The sequence below is a fragment of the Pedobacter paludis genome (assembly GCF_003173575.1).
In the GTDB taxonomy this organism is placed as follows: Bacteria; Bacteroidota; Bacteroidia; order Sphingobacteriales; family Sphingobacteriaceae; genus Pedobacter; species Pedobacter paludis.
The window spans coordinates 878,868-899,649 of sequence record NZ_QGNY01000001.1; the positions used below are offsets into that span (position 1 = coordinate 878,868).

Consider the following 20,782-nt stretch of genomic DNA (forward strand, 5'->3'; position numbering starts at 1 on the left):
CATATTTATGCCAACCCAAACACAAGAAATTGCAGCTAGACTAAGAAGCACGGTTACCCGTTTAACCAGACAGTTGCGCAAGCAAAATGTAAGCTCGGAGTTTAGCAATGCAGAATTGTTAACAATGTCTCTGCTTGAGCAACATGGCAAATTACTATCTACAGAACTGGCAGATATGGAAAGGGTTTCTAAACAGGCAATCTCTCAAATTATAAATAGACTATCTGATGCGAAGTGCGTAGAAAGATTTCCTAGTGAGGAAGACAAACGAAAAGTATTTATCGGCTTAACAAAATTAGGCGAGAAACACATTGTTGCGACAAGAAAAATTAAGGAGGAATGGCTTAGCCAAACGATGGAGAAAATATTTTCTGTAGAAGAAATTAATTTAATCCAAGCTTTTTTACCCCTTTTAACCCGTTTAGTAGAATATAACGGAATTCGCGTTTAGTTTTCTTTTACCATTGCTGTAACCGCCTGAAGAAACCATGCCGCATGTGGCAACCATTGTTCTGTCCATCGCCATTCGTTTCCCTCTGCTTCTCTTTTAAAATCTATTCCAGAACCATCGGGACTTCCATCTTTTCCGGTGATGCCGTTGGATATTCCCCCTCTTTCTGAACCATGCCCATAATTTGAATGCATATAGGGAACATTGTTTTGTCCAAAACCATACATAAAGCATGTTAAATATGGATTAGCGCCTAATATCCAGGAAATTTGCTGAGCAACAAAATCTGAATTGGCCTTTGTGGTTTTCCAACCCGTTTTACTTGGTTCTGTAAGTCTACCACCGATCAAAGCAGCTGTAGCCAAACTGGCTAAGCGGGCATTTTCTCCCTGCCACCACCATCCGGTTTCATTTTCGTGAGGAATAAAAAAACCTTTTTTAATTGCATTGTTAAATCTGAAACTCTGTCTTGCGTAACCAAATGGATTTTCAACTTCGTTTGTTATCGAAATATTATAATCGATATTCTTTTTTACAACAGCCAAAGCGGTTTTTCTGAAAACAGGATCCTGCTCTAAATCCAGATAGCGGGTTAAAGCCAAAACCGGAAGGCCAGCATCGGCAGCATGCCAAAAAGGACGATCGCCATCATCAGCAATAAAATAACCTTGATCTGTAATCCTCTTCCTTAAACTTAATACTCTTTTTCTGGCTTCTTTTCGGTATAAATCCTCACGGGTGACATACCACAACTCTGTTGATGCCATTAACGCACAGTAATCATCAATAATATTATCCTTCCCATCATCTGTATATTTATTGTTATTAATTAGCAGATGAGCAAAGGCCCTCTTGGCCCCCTCAAGGTATTGCTTTGATGTAAAATCGCCACTCCTGCCCCACTTGGAAATTCGGGCTAAAGAAGCAATTGCCATTCCCGCACCTTCCCTAAAAGCGCTTTGATACTCATTAGTGGTTACGCTGTTGGCATGTAGCCCAACTACTCTTCTTGCCTTTGGATCTTTGGTGAAATAACTAAAAACTATCATGTAGAAATAATCATTTTTAGAAAGCGAGCGCATCAAATAATCTGCTCCCCATAATGCCTCATCGGCGATAGAATCCTGCAGTTTAAGTTCCTTGATTAGATTTGGAACACGCTCTGCAGTATTAATTAAAGACCAGGTTACCAAGGGTATTTGCTGTGGAGAAACAAAATTAGCACAGGCTAAATGTGAAAAATACTTACTTACATCGCCAGATGCATCGCACCACCCTCCCCTTAAATCTACCGTTTCATCACTGCCAAATAATTTAATCTGCTTATCGGCACTTAACTCTATTTCCGTATTTGCCCTTTGTTTTCTGTAATAATGCAAAATGGCGGGGATGGTTATTTTAGCTAATGCCTTATCTCCAATCTCAAATTCTGATGAAGAATATTCCCTACTATTAATCATGATTTGCAATTTGTAATGACCAGATTGAGTAAGCATAGAAAAATCTGCCCGATAAAATATTTTAGCAACATTCCATTCGTTTATTTTAAAGGGCCCAGTAATCGAGGTTTTTAAAATTGTCTTTTTCGTTTTGACATCAACAATACTAAAAGTGGTTTTACCAGATAACCTTTCATCTACCCCGATAACCGCAATTTTTGATCCTTTGCTGTCATAGGCAATTTGATTTACGTAAATTATGGGTTCGGCAAAACCCGATAAAGCACACAAAAGAAATAGAATACATAAGGAGCATAAACGCTTTGGCTGACTGAACATTTTATTTGATTAGAGGTGATGGTTAATCTGAAAATTAAAGATATGCAGAGAAATAAAAAAAATAGCAAACAGAAAAGACAGATGTATATATTACCACAATCAAAAGCATTTCAATCGTTTTAATTAATTCACATTTTTTGTAGTCGACACAAATTAGCCTTATCTTGCACATCGAAAATGGCATTATATTTTACATCTATAAATTCGGGCAGTAATGGAAACTGTTACTATATTGGCAACGACAATGAGGCCATTTTGGTTGATGTTGGCCTAACCTGCAAGGAAGTAGAAAAACGGATGCTGAGACTGGGTTTATCCGTTAACAAGATAAAGGCAGTTTTTATATCTCATGAACATAGCGACCACATAAAAGGGCTAGCCGTTTTTGCGAAAAAATATAAACTTCCGGTATACATCAGTACGGATACTTTACGAAACAGTAAATTGGTTCTGGATGAGCATAATGTTTACTCACTGAGTCACCTTCAATCAATTAAAATCGGGAATTTAAAAGTAGCTGCCTTTTCAAAACATCACGATGCGGCAGATCCTTATAGTTTTACCGTAGAATGCAACGATGTTAGAGTTGGGGTTTTTACAGACATTGGTTCCGTCTGCGATCGTTTGATCTACCACTTTAAAAACTGTAACGCGGCTTTCTTAGAAGCAAATTACGATACTGAAATGCTGCAAAATGGCCATTACCCCTATTTCTTAAAAAGAAGAGTCACCAGTGGAAAAGGCCATTTAAGCAATGCAGAGGCTTTAGATTTGTTTCTAAAACATAAGCATGAACATATGAGCCATTTATTGCTAGCTCATTTATCAAAGGATAACAACGACCCACAATTGGTTGAAACCCTATTTAAGGCTGTGGCCGGAAATACTTTTGTAAAAGTAGCATCGAGATATGAAGAAAGCGAGGTGTATTTTGTAGCCCGTGAAATTAACGATATGGATACCTACAGTTTTAAGCCAGAATTATATCGCCCAGCACAGCTTAATCTTTTCTAAAAATTGGATGCTGCAAAAAATACCCAAATGTTGGTATTGCTTCGACCATAAAATTTAAACAAGTTTGTTCTGTTAGAATTAAATCAACGGGACGATTTAGATTAACATCAAAAAAGGGATTAATTTATTTTAATCTCTTTTTTTTTAAAACAATTTTTTAGGCTCTTGGTTATACTATTACTTCATAAATAGTTTGTTTGGTTTAATGGGGCTTATGGATTTAAGCCCCTTTCTCTTATCCAAAGAAAACACTTACATATACCGAATTCTCGGTATTGCTATTGTAATTGTGTAATCGCATTTTTACAAAAAAAATAATCATTCAATTAAAACTTTTAAAGGTCGTTTTACACGAAAAAAGAATAAAATTCTTAATCAAGAATTCAATTTGTTGTAAATTTCCTCATACAAAGTCAAATTTTGACACACAACACGTAGTAAAAATACGTACGTTTTGTTATATTTGAATTGTAGTTAAATTATAAGTTTATGAAGGTATTTGTATGATTTTAAGGCCATTACACCTTTATAGCATATAAATTAATTATTTTTAACTAATCGTTGCCCCTATTTAATAATCAATCTTTAGCCTTGCCTTGGCAATAAACTAAAGGTTATAAGTATGCTCTTATGCCAAACAATTCTAATCCCAATATCAATACCAAAAGGTATAATAATCACTACCAGCATAATTCATCAATAAAAAATCTGGCTTTTATCACTTGTTTTTCAATAATACTAAGTAAAAATTAATTATAGCCTATTTTGATTAATAAATATTATCCCTATTGATTTTAATATGATGACCGGAAGTACAATAAATAATATTTTTTCTGCACAAGCTAAAGCCACGCCGACAAATATTGCTTTAGTACACAACGATATAACCATAACCTATTTAGAATTAGAAGAAAAATCTAACCAGCTTGCCCATTACCTTAGATTTAAAGGTGTTAAGGAAGATACACTGGTACCCGTTTTCATTAATCGTTCTGTTGAAATGATTATTAGTTTGATGGGGGTTTTAAAAGCCGGCGGTGCCTATGTTCCAATTGATCCAGAATATCCTAAAGATAGAATTGAATATATACTAGAAGATACAAACAGCAAACTTTTAATAACCGATCGCTCTAGCCACCAGTTGTTAAAAGATTTTTCTTTTAATGGAGAAATTATTGATGTAGAAACGGATTGGTTAAGCATTGCTGAACAGCCAAATTCAGTTCCCGTTACGGATTTAACATCCAACCATTTGGCTTACATCATTTATACTTCTGGTTCTACCGGCAAGCCAAAAGGCGTTATGATCGAACACCACAATGTGGTTCGTCTGTTCTTTACCGATCAACCCTTGTTTGATTTTAAAGAAACCGATGTTTGGACCATGTTCCATTCATATTGCTTTGATTTCTCGGTTTGGGAAATGTATGGAGCACTTTTGTTTGGAGGGAAGCTAATCATCGTTCCAAAAGAAACGGCTAAAAATGCTCGGGCTTTTGGCGATTTACTTGTTAAAGAAAATGTAACCGTATTAAACCAAACGCCTTCTGCCTTTTATATTTTACAGGAATATATTCTAAATCAACCACATATAGCTTTACAATTAAGATATGTAATTTATGGTGGCGAGGCTTTAAATCCATCCAAGTTAAAAGTTTGGAAAAATCGTTTTGAGCAATGCAAGCTCATTAACATGTATGGCATTACCGAAACGACTGTACATGTAACTTTTATAGAAATAACAGATGAACATTGTGAAAGCAGCAAAAGTGTAATCGGGTCTCCCATTCCTACGCTTTATGCTTACGTATTAAACGATGCACAGGAAAAAACTGCACTTGAGGAAGAAGGTGAGCTTTACATCGGTGGCGAAGGATTGGCAAGAGGCTATTTAAATCTACCAGACTTAACCGCCTATCGTTTTATTAAAGATCATTTTAGTGATGATTTAAATGCCCGGCTATATAGAACTGGAGATTTAGCCAAGTCGATGCCCGATGGAAGCTTTGAATACATGGGCAGAATTGACGATCAGGTAAAAATTAATGGCTATCGCATTGAACTTGGAGAAATAGAGACCAATATAAACCACTTTAATGGGATTGAACAAAGTGTGGTTTTGGCCAAAGAAAGTTCTTTCGGCGAGAAAAAACTTGTTGCTTATATTAAAACCGGCAATAAAATAGATCAGCAATTGTTGATTAAGTTTTTGCAGAAAAAAATGCCTGATTATATGGTACCAAGAATTTTTATCAAAATTGATGAAATTCCGCTAACCAGTAATGGCAAAGTAGATAAAAAAGCACTTAACAAAATCAAGGTAAACAGGCCCGATCTTAACACCATCTATAAAAAACCAAAAACACAAACTGAAGAAAATCTTTATACCGTTTGGAATGAATTTTTGGAAATTGAAAAAATCGGTATTAACGATAATTTCTTTGATCTTGGAGGCAATTCATTGCTGGCGCAAAGAACAGTTGCAGAATTAAGGCACAGGTTTGCTTATAATTTGGGCGTTACCAAACTGTACCAATATCCAACTATATCCGATTTAGCTAAGTTTATCGATAAAACGAGTGCAAGCCACAATGCCAAAAATTTAAGGATTAAAAGCTCATCAGCATCTTCGGATATTGCCGTAATCGGCATGTCTGGCCGTTTTCCCGGTGCGGATACCATTGAAGATTTTTGGGATTTAATTTTAAACGGAAAAGAAACGACTACATTCTTCAAATCATCAGAAATTGACGAAAGTATTCCAGAAGATATAAAAAATGATCCATCATATGTAAAAGCTAGGGGCATTATTAATGATGCAACTCAGTTTGATCCTGCATTTTTCGGCATTAATCATAAACTTGCCGAACTCATGGATCCTCAGCAAAGGGTGTTTTTAGAAATTGCCTGGGAAACCTTAGAAAAAACTGGTCATTTACCAAGCAAATACGAACACAAAGTTGGTGTTTTTGCTGGCTTTGGAACCAATACCTATTATGAGAACAATGTTCTTTCGCATCAAGATAAAATAGAAAATCAAGGTAAAATTCAGGTTTTATCGGTAAATGAGAAAGATTATGCTGCTTCAAGAACAGCCTATCATTTAAATTTAAAAGGACCAGCAGTAAGTGTAAATTCTGCTTGTTCAACCTCGTTACTGGCCATAACACAAGCAGTAAATAGTTTGAGAGCAGGCCAATGCGATGTCGCTTTAGCAGGAGGTGCAAGCATCACTTCGCCAATTCATAGTGGCCATATTTATCAAGAAGGAAGCATGTTAAGCGAAGACGGACATTGCAAACCCTTTGATGATTCTGCCACGGGAACCGTATTTAGCGATGGTGCAGGCGTTGTACTTTTAAAAAGATTAGATGAAGCGCAAAAAGACGGTGATACAATATTTGCCATAATAAAAGGTGTAGGCATAAATAACGATGGCTTGGGAAAAGGCAGCTTTACTGCTCCAAGCACAGAAGGCCAATCTGACGCGATTGCTTGCGCTATTGAAGATGCAGGAATTGATCCTTCGGAAATTAGTTATGTGGAAGCTCATGGAACAGGCACGCCAATCGGAGATCCAATTGAATTTGAAGGATTGGTAGACGCATTTGGAGATCAGGATAAAAAACAATATTGTGCAATCGGATCTGTAAAAAGCAATTTCGGCCATTTAACCCAGGCAGCCGGCGTTGCTGGTTTAATTAAAACCTGCTTGGCACTTTATTATAAAAAATTGCCTGCCTCTTTAGGCTATACAACGCCTAATAAAAACATCGATTTTGCAAATAGTCCATTCTTTGTTAATCACACACTAACCGACTGGGAAACTGATAACAAAAGAATTGCAGGTGTGAGTTCTTTCGGCGTTGGCGGAACAAATGTTCATGTTATTTTAGAAGAATATGAAAATGAGTTTCAGCAATCTGATCCTGATTCTAAGCAAACGCTGATTACCTGGTCTGCAAATTCTGATGCGAGCAGAGAGAATTACGCATCAGCGCTGGCAAAATATATAGAGCAAAATCGGACAGCCAAGCTTGCAGATATTTCATATACATTAAATAAATCAAGGATTGATTTTCGGTACAGGAGATTTGCCGTTGCATCATCAAAAGAAGAATTATTAGAAACGCTGGATAAGGCTCCATCTGCTAATGCCAACTTTCTTTCCGAAACGCCCAGCGAAATTGTTTTTATGTTTCCCGGGCAAGGTGCGCAGTATTTAAATATGGGCTTACAGTTATATAACACTGAACCTGTTTATAAAACTGCTGTAGATGAATGTGCCGAAATTCTGCATAAATACATCAATCAGGATATTAGAGCAATTATTTTCCCTAAGGAGGTTTCTGATCTTGCAAGTGATCAGCTAAAAGACACCAGATGGACTCAACCTGCGCTGTTTGTAACAGAATATGCTTTGGCAAAACTTTGGATGAGCTTTGGAGTTGAGCCTACCCTTTTCTGCGGTCATAGTATTGGCGAATATGTTTCGGCTCATTTGGCTGGGATTTTTTCTTTGGAAGATGGCTTAAAACTGATTTCTACCAGAGGTTCGTTAATTAGTGGTTTACCTACTGGCGATATGCTTTCCATTAGAGCATCTGCAGATATTGTTACCAACCATTTAAAAGACGATTTGTGCATTGCGGCGGTTAACAGTCCACAATTAGTTGTCGTTGCAGGACCTAAAGAACAAATTGATGCCCTAAGTAAAACACTCAACGAAAATGAAATCGTAAACAAGCTGCTATTTACGAGCCATGCTTTTCACTCTTCAATGATGGATCCGATTTTGGACCAATTCAGGGAGGTTGTGCTAACCGTTAAACTTTCAGCGCCAACAACACCAATTGTATCAACTGTTACGGGGCAAATTTTAACAGATGAAGAAGCTTTGGATCCAATGTACTGGACACTGCATTTACGCAAACCCGTAATGTTTGCCAAAGCTGTTGAACAGATTCTGAATAATTATTCTCCATTATTTTTAGAAGTTGGACCAGGCAATGTTACCGCCACCTTAACAAAACAAATCGCTGCAGCTTTATCAAAACCCGCTAAGGCCATTTCAAGCATCAGCGCTAATCAGGATGATTATGCTTCCTTTTTAAAAGGTTTAGGCCAGTTGTGGATTTATGGTGCAGAACCAAATTTGGATCGTCCTTTTGAAAATGAGAAAAGAACTTTTTTAAATCTACCAACCTATCAGTTCGATAGAAAAAAATATTGGGTTGAAATTTTAAGCAAAAAAATAGACACAACAAACCAAATTATAAACGATACCGATTTAACCAGTCAAGAAACGAAATTAAACACTCATATTATGAGAAAAGATAATCTTACAGCGAAAGTTAAACAAGTGCTCGAAGATGCATCGGGCATTGAAATGGATGGAATAGAATCAGATGAAAACTTTTTAGAGATCGGCTTGGATTCTTTACTACTCACTCAAGTAGCAATTTCTTTAAAGAGAGAATTTGGTTTGCCCATTACATTTAGAAAATTAAACGAAGAATATCCAACAATTGCATCTTTAGTAGATTACTTAGATCAAAATACCCCACAAGATATCGCTGCAGAAGCACCTTATAATTCTGTACAAGCTAATGTTGCCCCTATACCATTTTCAACTACTCAATATAATGGTTCAACAACTTTACCAACCAGCGATAGTGCTTTAGGTCTTATTGCTCAACAGTTAGAAATTTTATCAAAACAGGTTATCCTGATGCAGGGACAAGTACCCGCATCAGTTCAGAAACAACAGGTAAATTTTACAACATCAGCACCAAAACCAGTTCAGGCTGTAAAAACCAACGATGCTGATCTTTCTGTAGAAGAGAAAGCTGAAATTCAAAAACCCTTTGGTGCTACCCCAAAAATCGAAAAGCAGTCTACTACTTTAAACCCAAAGCAAGAGAAATTCTTAAAAGATTTAACAGAACGATACAATAAAAAAACATTCAAAAGTAAGGCGTATACGAGCGAAAGTCGTCCGTATATGGCCGATCCAAGAGTGGTAACCGGATTTAGACCAGCAACTAAAGAGCTTGTTTACCCCATCGTAATCAATAAATCCAAAGGGAGTAAAATGTGGGATTTAGACGGAAACGAATACATTGATGTGCTGAACGGCTTTGGCTCGAACATGCTTGGCTACCAACCAGATGTAATTAAAAACGCCATGCATGATCAGATTGAGAAAGGTTATGAAGTTGGTCCGCAACATGAACTTGCAGCAGAAGTAAGCAAGTTAATTTGCGAATTTACCGGTTTTGACCGATCGGCTCTTTGCAGCACGGGTTCTGAAGCTGTTTTAGGTTGTGTAAGGATTGCTAGAACAGTTACTGGAAGATCGCTAATTGTAGCTTTTACTGGTTCTTATCACGGTATTGTTGATGAAGTTTTGGTGAGAGGCACCAAGAAACTAAAATCTTTCCCTGCCGCAGCTGGTATTATGCCAGAATCTGTTCAAAACATTTTAGTTTTAGATTATGGTACCGATGAAGCTTTAGCCATTATAAAAGAAAGAGCAGATGAAATTGCAGCCGTTTTGGTAGAGCCCATTCAAAGTAGACGACCAGAATTTTTGCCTGTAGATTTTTTAAAGGAGGTAAGAAAAATTACCGCTGAATCTGGATCTGTTTTAATTTTTGATGAAGTAATTACAGGATTTAGATTTCACCCAGGAGGCGCTCAGGCAATTTTCGGCATAAAAGCCGATCTTGCATCATACGGAAAAGTTGTTGGCGCCGGAACGCCAATAGGTGTTATTGCGGGCAAAAGTTACTTAATGGATGCATTGGATGGTGGAAACTGGAATTATGGTGATGCCTCCTATCCAGAAGTTGGTGTAACGTATTTTGCGGGAACATTTGTTCGCCATCCTTTGGCACTTGCATCTGCTAAAGCCTCTTTAACTTATATGAAGCAAAGAGGACCAGCTTTACAAGAAGAGCTTAATGAAAAGGGCAAATACATTTCAGAATTACTAAACCAAGAATTCGAAAAAAGGCAATTGCCTATATTTGTAGGTAATTATGGTTCTTTATGGAAGATAAAATATCAGGAAGAAATTCCATATAGCGAGCTTCTATTTGTGTTGCTAAGAGAGAAAGGCATCCACATTCTTGATGGCTTCCCTTGCTTTATTACTGAAGCAACATCTTATCAAGACATTGAAAAAGTTATAGAAAGCTTTAGCGTAAGTTTAAATGAAATGACAGAAGCCGGATTTTTTCCAGAAATAAATCAGGCCAATAAATTATTTGACCCAACTGCTGTTGTATTTAGTGCAGACAACCCACCAGTAAAGGGTGCCAAATTAGGAAAAGATAAAGAAGGAAATCCTGCATGGTTTATTAAAGACGATGTTAATCCGGGCAAATACCTTCAAGTGCAGTAATAAATTAAACTATAAAAAATAACCATGCAGAGTTTTATACCTGTAGACTTTGACCCATTTGGGGAGATTAAAGAAATAGAAAAAATTACCCTTACTAACGAATCTCAAAGAGAAATTTGGTTGGCGTGTGTAATTGGGGGTAACGATGCAAACTTATCTTATAATGAATCCGTTTCGCTAGAGCTAAATGGTCATTTCGATTTTGATGCATTTAAAAAATCTGTTCATGATCTTATATTACGTCATGAGGCCCTTAGATCAACGATAAGTCCGAATGGTGAGTCTTTTATTATTTACAAAAATTATCCGATAGACTTAGAATTAGAGGATATTTCTACAATTGATGACCAAACTGAATATTTAAGGAATTTTGTAAAAAAGGAAATGGAGATTCCTCTAAATCTTCACGAAGGACCTTTATTTAGAGTTTTTATTCAAAAATTAAATGACACAAAGCATTATTTCACCTTAATTATTCATCATGCAATCGGTGATGGATGGTCTATAGGCATCATTTTAGAGGATCTGGCTAAATTTTATAACTTATACATTCAAGGTAAAAAGAGCAATCTCGAAAAACCTGCTCAAATAAGTGATTTTGCTATTTCGCAAACAAAATTTCAGCTTAGCAAAGAATATCAAGAAACTGAAGATTTTTGGTTAAACCAATATAAAGAAAGTGTGCCTTTGGTTGATCTTCCTGTTGATTTCGAACGTAAATCTCCACGATCACATAAAGGAAATAGAATTGATTATCCGATAGATAGAGAATTTGCCAACAAAATTAAGCATGCTGGGGCTAAAGTAGGAAGTAGTTTGGTAACAACTTTACTTACAGCATTTGAGGTATTTATTTATTCTAAAACCAATAGTAAGGATATTGTGGTTGGACTGCCTGCTTCAGGGCAACAATCATCAGAGCTTTATGATTTAGTAGGCCATTGTGTTAATTTGTTACCAATAAAAAGCAAAATTGATCCTCAAAAATCTTTTATAGATTACCTTAAACAAAGAAAGGTAGAAGTATTGGATGCTTACGACCATCAACGCTTGACTTTTGGCGAACTTATCAAAAAACTGTACATCCCGAGAGACTCTTCAAGGGTTACGCTTGTTCCAATTATTTTTAATATTGATATGGGCATGGATCAGGCTGTACATTTTGAGGGCTTAGATTATAAACTAATTAGTAATCCACGAGCCTATGAAAATTTTGAATTATACTTAAACATTACCGGATCAAAGGAACATTTCACTTTGGAGTGGTCTTACAATACCGATTTATTTAAAGAAGAAACCATAAGAGATTTCAATAATTTATATTTGGATATCTTAAGGAAAATAGTTTCAGAACCAAATTTTATAATTGGCGATTTGAAATCTAATTTGTTAGAAGACCGCTATAGCGAACCTAATGTTAATCAGACACTTAAATTAGATTTCAATAGTGACAATTCTAATCGATTTTCTTTAAAAGATTTTGACCTAGTAAAATTAATGAATCAGGTTGCTATCGATTACGCTGATAAGACAGCAATTTCTTTTCATAACACCAACCTTTCTTTTGCATCCTTAAACGAAAAATCCAATCGGCTAGCCAACTTCTTAAAGCAACAAAATATAGGGATTGGTGATATTGTTGCGGTTTCAATAGATAGATCTGTTGAAATGTTGGTATCCATGGTCGCTATTATCAAATCTGGCGCTGCTTATTTACCTCTAGACCCTGAATATCCGGTAGAAAGAATTGAGTTTATGCTCGAGGATTCAGTTGCTAAAATGCTTTTTGTTTCCAAAAAACATCAAGGTAAGCTTAACACTACAACTCAGGAAATCGTAATTGAGAACATCTTAGAAAATTTAGAACAATATTCAGAGACTTTAGTAAACGATGAATTTGACGGGCAGTCTTTAGCGTACATTTTATATACATCTGGTACAACAGGCAAACCAAAAGGAACTAAAATTACCAAGCTAAATCTTCTTAACTTTTTACTCAGCATGAAAAACAAGCCGGGTATATCAGAAAGTGATAAGGTTTTAGCCATTACCACCATTTGTTTTGACATCTCCGGTCTAGAACTATTATTACCCTTAATCTCTGGAGCAGAGGTCGTAATTGCCGATAATGAGGCCGTGAAAGATGGTAGGATCTTGCTAGATATGATGGAGCAGAAAGCCATTACTTTAATGCAGGCTACACCATCAACCTGGCAAATGATTTTAGATTCTGGCTGGGATAAACCTTTACCAATTAAAGTTTTATGTGGTGGAGAAGCGCTATCTAAGCAACTTTCATTAAGATTACTTAATAATTGTTCAACGTTATGGAACATGTATGGACCAACCGAAACAACAATTTGGTCTACAATTAAGCAGATTACCCAAAATGATGAAACCGTTACGATTGGCAGACCAATAAACAACACACAGATTTATATTCTGGATCAAAATAAAAACCGTGTTGGAACAAATATAGAAGGTGAAATTTTCATAGGTGGCTTAGGTGTTGCTCAAGGTTACCTAAATAGAGATCAGCTTACGTCTGAAAAGTTCATTAATGATCCATTCTCATCGCAACCATCAGCTAAAATGTACGGCACTGGCGATTTGGGCAAATTATCTCAGAATGGAGATTTTATCTGCCTAGGAAGAATAGATCATCAAGTTAAAATCAGAGGGTACAGGGTTGAATTAGGTGAAATTGAAGCTTGTTTAACGCAGGAATCTGGAGTTAGACAGGCTGTTGTTAATTTGCAGGAAGATAAAAACGGAGATAAAAAACTGATTGCTTATTTAACCGTTAATGCATTAAACTCGTTAAAAAAAGAAACGGTTTCCTGGTTGGAGAGATGGAATATTATGTATGATGCAGGCATAAGCTCTACTGCAAAAGAAGAGATTGCATCAGAAAGCAGCATTACCAAATCTATATTAAAGCAAATTACCAATTCTAATGAGTACGATGCACACTCAGAAGAATGGATTACTGAATCCATAAACAGAATTAAAGAAATTGGAGCAAAAAGAATTGTAGAAATTGGTTGTGGTGATGGGCAACTTATTACTGAACTTTCCCCATCAACCGAATTGTATATTGCTACTGATTATTCGCCGGTTGCAATAGATTATATCAATAAAAAAATTGAAGCAAATCCTAATAAGTGGAAAAATGTTTCTGCATTGGTGGCCGAGGCGAATGATTTTAGTCAGATTGCTAAAGTATCACCAGATCTAGTTTTAATCAACAGTGTAGTTCAATATTTTTCGAGTAGTAATTATTTATTAGATGTTATAGAGAAAGCAGCAGCAACGATCACTTCAGGTTGTATTTTTATTGGTGATGTTCAAGGGAAAAAAACACTGAAAATGCATCATGCTGGTGATCAGTTTTTGCATAGCCCTGATGATTTGATTATTGGCGATTTTGAAGAACGGGTTAAGAGAAGAATCGATATTGAGGATGAATTGATGATTGATCCCGATTTCTTCTATCTCATTAAAAAAGAACTGCCAAAGATTAGCCATGTAGAAATTCAACTCAGGAAAGGCAAGTATCTGAATGAAACAACCAAATATCATTATGATGTCTGGCTCTACATCAACTCAGATATTGAGGTCATACGCCCGCAAGAAACGATTGAATGGGCTAACTTATACGATTTCTCAGAATTTGAGCAGAAATTAGTAACACTGCCATTACGTTCCATATTTTTGAAAAATATCCCAAATTTAAGGCTAAGGCATGATTACCAATTGCTGGAACAATTAAAAACCTTGAACGCTTCGAATACAGTTGGTGACCTCAGAAAAACTTTAGAAAACAAAGAAATTGAAGGCTTTGAGCCAGGGATATTTTGGGAATTAGGCGAAAAATTAGGCTATCAAACCCATGTAAGATGGTCTAACGACGGAACAGACGGAAACTTTGAAGTCGTGTTTGTTCCCAATACAAACAAAACAATCGGGACACCAATGCCAAGTAAACTTTTGGCTGTGGATTCTAAAGTTCAAGAGTATGAAGATTCTGTCACCATTCTCGGTACTTCCGACAATAGTGAAATGATTAGAACATGGAAAAAAAACCTTGCTTCCACCTTACCAGAATATATGGTTCCGAGTGAATTGGTAATTTTAAACAAAATTCCGCTATCGAATGCAGGTAAAGTTAATCGAAAGGAATTACCCTATATTAACTTCTCTTCAGTTGATAACAAATCTGTATTTGTTGAACCAAGAACCCCTTCAGAAAAAATAATCTCACAAATTTGGAAAGACATCCTAAATCTTGGAAATATAAGCATCAAAAGTGATTTTTTTGAGCTCGGAGGTCATTCATTGCTGGCGGTAAAAGTTATGATTGCGATAGAAAAAGAAACACAAAGGCGTTTGCCTCTTGCAACCCTTTTCGAAAACTCGACAATTGAAAAACTAGCTAAAATGATTGATATTGATGAGAAGGAAATCAAATGGGATTCTCTGGTAGCCATCAAGAAAACTGGAAAGAAACCTCCCATTTACTTAGTACATGGAGGAGGATTAAATGTGTTGGTTTTTAGCTCATTAGGCAAGTACATGGATAATGATCAACCTGTTTATGGCATGCAGGCATTAGGGCTAGATGGCAAAACAGAATTCAGATATTCTATTGAAGAACTTGCTGAGAGATATAATTCTGAGATAATTAATAATGATCCTGTTGGTCCGTATGCCATTGCAGGTTATTCATATGGTGGCCTAATTGCCTACGAAATGGCTAGAAAGTTACAAGAAATGGGCAAAGAAGTTAAAATGCTTGGAATTTTAGATACCAATGCCGCAGGCAGAGATTTTGAAAACACAAAGTTGCAAAAAATAGTTAAAAAACTTTTTAGGCAATTTAGCAAGTTAATCTTCTTTAGTAAGTCATTCATCGTAAACCCCCAAGAGGTATACCTTTATCAAAAGAAATCGATTAAATATAAGCTAAAAGCTTTAATTGGATCTAAACCGCAAACTAAGAAAGAGGAGTATGATTTTAAGGAGGAGATTGTAAAAAGTTATGAGATTGCCTATCAAAACTATTTCATGAAGCCTTTAGATATAAAAGTAGATTTGTTTAGAGTTAAAAAAAGAATTTACTTTTTAGATGATCCAGTATTCTTGGGTTGGAAAGATTATGCCTTAAAAGGCGTAAATATTCATGAAGTTCCGGGCGATCATAAAACATTTCTTTTCCCTCCGAACGATAAAGATTTTGCAGAAATTTTGCAGAAAACACTGGATTCTAAATAAAGATTTTGTTTAATGAATCAGTTATTAATTGATCATATTGATTGGAAAAAATTCCATGAAGAAGATGTAAATTGGAATGAAACCCATGTTTTCAATATTTTGATTGATGAATACTTTGAGAAAATACAAGATTATAAATCCGTTTTAAGTAACGAAGAATTAGCAAATAGCAATAGATATCAGCACTATAATTCAAAGATTACATACATCACAAGCAGATATTTTATTCGGAAAATATTATGCTTGTTTAAGGGTGAGAACGATCCTTCGAGCGTTTCCTTTTATTATAAAGACAATAAAAAACCTGCTACAATTGGTGCAGAGTTTAACATCTCGCACAGTGGCAATCATTTGTTAGTCGCTGTTAATGTATCAACAATTGGAGTAGATATTGAATTAATCAAAAAAGATTTCAATTTTGAATCGATTTTGGAAACCTGTTTTAATCCCAATGAAATTGAAGTAATTAATCAATCCGAAGACAAATCATTAAAATTCTATAACCTGTGGACAAGAAAAGAAGCGCTGTTAAAAGCTACAGGAGAAGGCTTGGTTGATAATCTTTCAGCGATAGACTGTTTATCAAATCCGGTTTCCAGAAATGGCTCGGGCTATCGAATTAAAAGTTTTATGCTTGATGGAAATTATATCGCTTCTTTAGCAATACTCAGCAGTTCCACTTTAAACGTTAACTACTGGAAGTTCTAAAAATTTTATTTTCTTTTTGATTTTTCCCAAGCTGCGCTCTGGTTTTTCTTAGCATATCTAAAAATCCCTGCAACTACGGCATAGTTCATCACACAGAAATAGTAAGGAATAAAAAAAGCTTTAATTTTAATGTTTCTTCTTTCGAAGAAAAGTCCAAGCAAGCTCAGTGCGTAAAATGCTATTTGCGCAAGTAATAAAGCTTTGTAAAAGAATATATCGGTTTGTACAACGATTAATATATTTAATAAAAAAGCGAGTACTAATAAAAATGGTGTAATTGTCCATCGCAAAACCCTATGCGAAATGTATTGAAAAGTAAGCAGGGGATAATGAAAAGGATTGGCGGCCTTCTTTAACCTAAAAATAGATTGGATTCCGCCCGCTGCTATTCTAATCTTTCGCTTTAGTTCCTCTTTCGTATCAGCAGATGCAGTTTCCATGGCATATGCATCAGGTTCGTAAGCAATAATATATCCGTTTTCTGCAATGCGCATGGCAATCATGTGGTCATCAATTATGGTATCGCTTTCAACAGGTTGATAAAGGGCTGTTCTGATACTAAACAATTCACCAGCGGCACCAACGTTTGAATACAGTTCGTAATCCCATTTTTTAAGTCGAGATTCATATTTCCAATAAAAGCCTTCGCCAGCAGAACTTGCATCAGCTTTTTCATCAACCAGAATTCTCTTTTCGCCGGCTACGGCCCCCACTTTTTCATTTTGGTAATGTTTAACCAATTCTTTTATTGCCGTTTTATTTAAGAAAGTATTGGCATCTGTGAAAATCATGATTTCTCCCGTTGCATAAGGAATTGCACGTTTAATTGCGGCCATTTTCCCCGTACGCTCGTTATTGTGCAACAACTGCACTTCGGTAAAAGGCTTTATGAGTTCGGGAGTTTGATCGTTAGATCCATCCGTAATAAAAACAATCTGAAGTTTATCTTTTGGATAATCGAGGCTCAGTGTATTCTGAATTTTCTCTACAATGATGCCTTCCTCATTATAAGCTGCAATAAGTAAGGTTACAGTAGGCAGATTTTCACTGTATTGAAATTGAATCGGCTTTTTAAAAATTCTTTTAATTCGGATAACAAAATAGAGCAAAAAGCCATAACCCACAAACGTGTAAACAATTAAAAAAAGTGCAATCCAGAGCGCTATTATCATCAATATTAAATTTTAAAACCTAAATTCTTACTGTTTTTTGAATGTGCGAAATTCCATAATACGCCTTTATAAACCCATTTTACAAGGTCTTTTCTTCCTTTAGATAAATAAGCAAGAACATCTCTAGTGCATACAAGAAATATAAAGTACAGGCTGAAACAAATTGTGTTTAAAAAGCCAGTATTGCGTCTTATAAAAAGCATCCTGTTGCGCGTCATAAAGTAAGTTTTGATTTTACTTTCTTTACCAACACTCATAGATTCCTTATGGTAAATTTTGGTTTTGCCCGTAAACCAGATTTTTTTTTCTGCCTTTTTAAATTTCTCGCACCAATCTAGCTCTTCATAGTAAAGAAAAAATTCTTCGGCCATTAAGCCAACATTTTCCAAGTCAGATTTTCGGCACATCATAGCAGCGCCATGGCAATACCCAGTTTCTCTACTGTCTTGATCATATTGCCCATTATTGGTTTGCATGTTACCAATCCCCTCGTTTCTGCAGGTTAAGTAGTTCATTTCAGAAAAACCAGCATACTGAATGGTGTTGGGCTCATCATAATATAAAATCAATGGAGAAATTAAGCCGATTTCAGGATTGGCTTCCATTTCATCAACCAAAACATCAATCAGGTTCGTGGTAATTTCGGTATCGTTATTAAGCAATAAAAGATATTTGCCTTTAGCAGCATGAATTCCGAGGTTATTTCCACCGGCAAAGCCCAGGTTTTTGTCAGATCGAATATAAACCAGCTCGGGATAAATCTGTTTATATTCCATTTCGTGTTCTACCAAGCTTCCATTATCAACGAAGACAACTTCAAGCGGGTGCTTAGAATTGGACGACTTTACCGATTTTAAAAAATCGATATTCACCTGATGTTGATTGAAATTTACGGTAATAATTGAAACGGGATTCATTTTGAAGTAAAAGTAATCAATCTATGTTATAATTTCATACAACTAAACTCAAGAAGATAAAAACACAGATTATTTTATTCAAAAAAAATTAGACGGAATAAAATATAATAAAATAGAATTAAGGTTTCCCTTATTCGTACACATTATTACTTTTTTCATTTTTTTAAGCCTAAAATATTTACCTTTATGAGGTTGGAATCTTTTTAATCAACACCCCTATTGTATTATATTGTATCGGAAATTCTAAATGATTAACATTTTTACTGAAAAAGTTAAAAAGATAACAACCAATCTCAATCTAAAAAAAACAATTCTTTTAGTTTTAAACGCATCAAAGGGTTGGCTTATACTTTCGGTGGTAATGATTCTCGCCGAAACAATTTTGTTTTTAGGCTCTATCTATGCGCTTAAAATTTTAGTTGATAAGATTTCTCACATAAACTTTTCAGATAAAAATTCGGAAAGTGAAATTATAAAATATGTAATCTTTGCAGCCGCTTTAGCTATCGGTTATGCGGTAGCGAGGGCAATATCTGCCTATATTATAGAAGTGCAGGCCACGAAAGTAGCACATCATATAGATGAAAAAATACACCTTACCGCTATATCTTTAGAACTTTCATATTTTGAAAGTCCGGATTATTACGATGTACTCAGTAGGGCAAAAGAGGCGGGATCAGATCGACCAAATCTGGTAATTACAACTATGCTCGAAATCGCTAAAAACATATTAAACTTAGCTGCTGTCGGATCACTTATATTTACCATAAACTGGATTTTACTTCCTCTATTAATTGCATTTGTTTTACCTACTCTGTTTGTACGTATTTATTTCGCAAACAAGCAAAATTTGTGGCGCATTAAACACACACCATTAGAAAGAAAATCAGCATACCTAAGCAATTTACTTACTGCTGATGTATCTGCAAAAGAGATAAGGGTTTTTGGTTTAGGCGAGTATTTAAACAACTTATATAAAAAAATAAGAGTCGAAGTTTTCGAACGAAACCTTAATCTCTCTTACAAAAGAACTTTAAGCGAGGTTTTAACCACCTCTTTGGCTAGCATGGGTTTCTTTGCTTGTATAGGATACATTGCAGTTGGAACGGTTAGGGGCACAACCAGTGTTGGCGATATTGTGCTTTTTTTGGTAATCTTTCCACAATCGTTTACCATAATCCAAAATATTTCCTCAGGCATTTCGATTCTGTATCATAACAATATTTTCATTAATAGCATATTTGAATTGTTCGATTTAAAAATTGAAGAGAAAGCGGACGAAAAGTATATAGACCTCCCTAAAGATCAAGGAATCACTTTAGAACTTAAAAATGTTTCTTTTACCTATCCTCATGCTATAAACCCTACTCTAAAAAATATAAGCATAACCATTCCAGAAGGTAAAATTATCGCAATTGTTGGATTAAACGGAGCTGGTAAATCTACTCTAATTAAACTTTTATGCAAGCTGTACAAGCCTAATCAAGGAGAAATTACCATGGGTGGAACAAATATTAACAGTTTTAACGAATTGGAATACAGGAGCCAAATTAGTCCCGTTTTTCAGGATTTTTCTAAATATAATGTAACTGCTGAAGATAACATCCGATTTGGTGATATTTCCAAACCTTATTCTGAAGATGATATTATCGATGCCTCTAAAAAATCAGGTGCACATGCATTTGTCGAAAAATTTCCTCATCAATATAAAACAATGATGGGCCGTTTATTTGAAGATGGACATGAAGTAAGTATTGGGCAATGGCAAAAACTGGCAATCGCTAGAGCTTTGTTTAGCTCGGCTAGAATATTGATTTTTGATGAAGCTACAAGCGCCTTAGATGCGGTTGCCGAAAAAGAACTTTATGATTCGTTCCGTAAAAGAATCAGTAACAGAAGCGCAGTTATAATTAGCCACAGGCATTCTGCAATTAAACATGCCGATTATATTTATGTGCTTTCTGGTGGTACAATCTTGCAACATGGCACAGACGAAGAGCTTTTGAACATGGATGGCGATTATGCAAAGCTTTTTAAAACTCCAAATCCATCATCTTAAT

At 35.6% G+C, this 20,782-nt stretch carries 9 protein-coding genes; 6 read left to right on the plus strand and 3 right to left on the minus strand.

Annotated features, from left to right (window positions below; genetic code table 11):
• Positions 1 to 7 precede the first annotated feature (7 nt).
• The gene (locus tag DF947_RS03810) at positions 8 to 451 is read left to right on the plus strand and encodes a MarR family winged helix-turn-helix transcriptional regulator (RefSeq protein ID WP_109928327.1); all 444 of its coding nucleotides are present in this window, start codon (positions 8 to 10) and stop codon (positions 449 to 451) included.
• Here DF947_RS03810 and DF947_RS03815 read toward each other — a convergent pair.
• Positions 448 to 2,229: a glycoside hydrolase family 9 protein gene (locus DF947_RS03815; protein ID WP_109928328.1), complete on the minus strand. Its 1,782-nt coding sequence runs from the start codon at positions 2,227 to 2,229 to the stop codon at positions 448 to 450. The two genes, DF947_RS03810 and DF947_RS03815, sit on opposite strands and share 4 nt — an antisense overlap.
• Positions 2,230 to 2,406: 177 nt before the next feature.
• On the opposite strand from DF947_RS03815, the gene DF947_RS03820 reads away from it, so the two are divergent.
• From DF947_RS03820 to DF947_RS03835, 4 genes are all read left to right on the plus strand, one after another.
• Positions 2,407 to 3,243 (plus strand): MBL fold metallo-hydrolase, encoded by an 837-nt coding sequence (locus DF947_RS03820; RefSeq protein ID WP_109928329.1) that lies wholly within the window; start codon positions 2,407 to 2,409, stop codon positions 3,241 to 3,243.
• Between the two features lie 799 nt (positions 3,244 to 4,042).
• Positions 4,043 to 10,651: a polyketide synthase gene (locus tag DF947_RS03825; RefSeq protein ID WP_109928330.1), complete on the plus strand. Its 6,609-nt coding sequence runs from the start codon at positions 4,043 to 4,045 to the stop codon at positions 10,649 to 10,651.
• Positions 10,652 to 10,675: 24 nt separating this feature from the next.
• Positions 10,676 to 15,925, plus strand: coding sequence for a non-ribosomal peptide synthetase (locus tag DF947_RS03830; protein WP_109928331.1), 5,250 nt, complete (start codon positions 10,676 to 10,678; stop codon positions 15,923 to 15,925).
• 12 nt (positions 15,926 to 15,937) lie between these two features.
• On the plus strand, positions 15,938 to 16,633 hold the full coding sequence (locus DF947_RS03835; RefSeq protein WP_109928332.1) for a 4'-phosphopantetheinyl transferase family protein: 696 nt from the start codon (positions 15,938 to 15,940) through the stop codon (positions 16,631 to 16,633).
• A gap of 5 nt (positions 16,634 to 16,638) precedes the next feature.
• On the opposite strand, the gene DF947_RS03840 is transcribed toward DF947_RS03835, so the two are convergent.
• Both DF947_RS03840 and DF947_RS03845 read right to left on the minus strand, forming a co-directional pair.
• Positions 16,639 to 17,805, minus strand: a complete 1,167-nt coding sequence (locus DF947_RS03840; protein ID WP_109928333.1) for a glycosyltransferase family 2 protein — start codon at positions 17,803 to 17,805, stop codon at positions 16,639 to 16,641.
• 5 nt (positions 17,806 to 17,810) lie between these two features.
• Complete coding sequence (locus DF947_RS03845) at positions 17,811 to 18,722, minus strand: glycosyltransferase family 2 protein (RefSeq protein WP_109928334.1); 912 nt, start codon at positions 18,720 to 18,722, stop codon at positions 17,811 to 17,813.
• 247 nt (positions 18,723 to 18,969) lie between these two features.
• Here DF947_RS03845 and DF947_RS03850 point away from each other — a divergent pair, with 247 nt between their 5' ends.
• Entirely contained in the window at positions 18,970 to 20,781 is a 1,812-nt protein-coding gene (locus tag DF947_RS03850; RefSeq protein WP_109928335.1) for an ABC transporter ATP-binding protein, read from the plus strand.
• The last annotated feature ends 1 nt before the right edge of the window (position 20,782 follow it).

Bases quoted from the DNA above. Each gene is read 5' to 3' on its own strand.
- DF947_RS03840 (WP_109928333.1), bottom strand. From the start codon at position 17,805: ATGATAATAGCGCTCTGGATTGCACTTTTTTTAATTGTTTACACGTTT.
- DF947_RS03830 (WP_109928331.1), top strand. From the start codon at position 10,676: ATGCAGAGTTTTATACCTGTAGACTTTGACCCATTTGGGGAGATTAAA.
- DF947_RS03850 (WP_109928335.1), top strand. From the start codon at position 18,970: ATGATTAACATTTTTACTGAAAAAGTTAAAAAGATAACAACCAATCTC.
- DF947_RS03825 (WP_109928330.1), top strand. From the start codon at position 4,043: ATGATGACCGGAAGTACAATAAATAATATTTTTTCTGCACAAGCTAAA.
- DF947_RS03845 (WP_109928334.1), bottom strand. From the start codon at position 18,722: ATGAATCCCGTTTCAATTATTACCGTAAATTTCAATCAACATCAGGTG.
- DF947_RS03815 (WP_109928328.1), bottom strand. From the start codon at position 2,229: ATGTTCAGTCAGCCAAAGCGTTTATGCTCCTTATGTATTCTATTTCTT.
- DF947_RS03810 (WP_109928327.1), top strand. From the start codon at position 8: ATGCCAACCCAAACACAAGAAATTGCAGCTAGACTAAGAAGCACGGTT.
- DF947_RS03820 (WP_109928329.1), top strand. From the start codon at position 2,407: ATGGCATTATATTTTACATCTATAAATTCGGGCAGTAATGGAAACTGT.
- DF947_RS03835 (WP_109928332.1), top strand. From the start codon at position 15,938: ATGAATCAGTTATTAATTGATCATATTGATTGGAAAAAATTCCATGAA.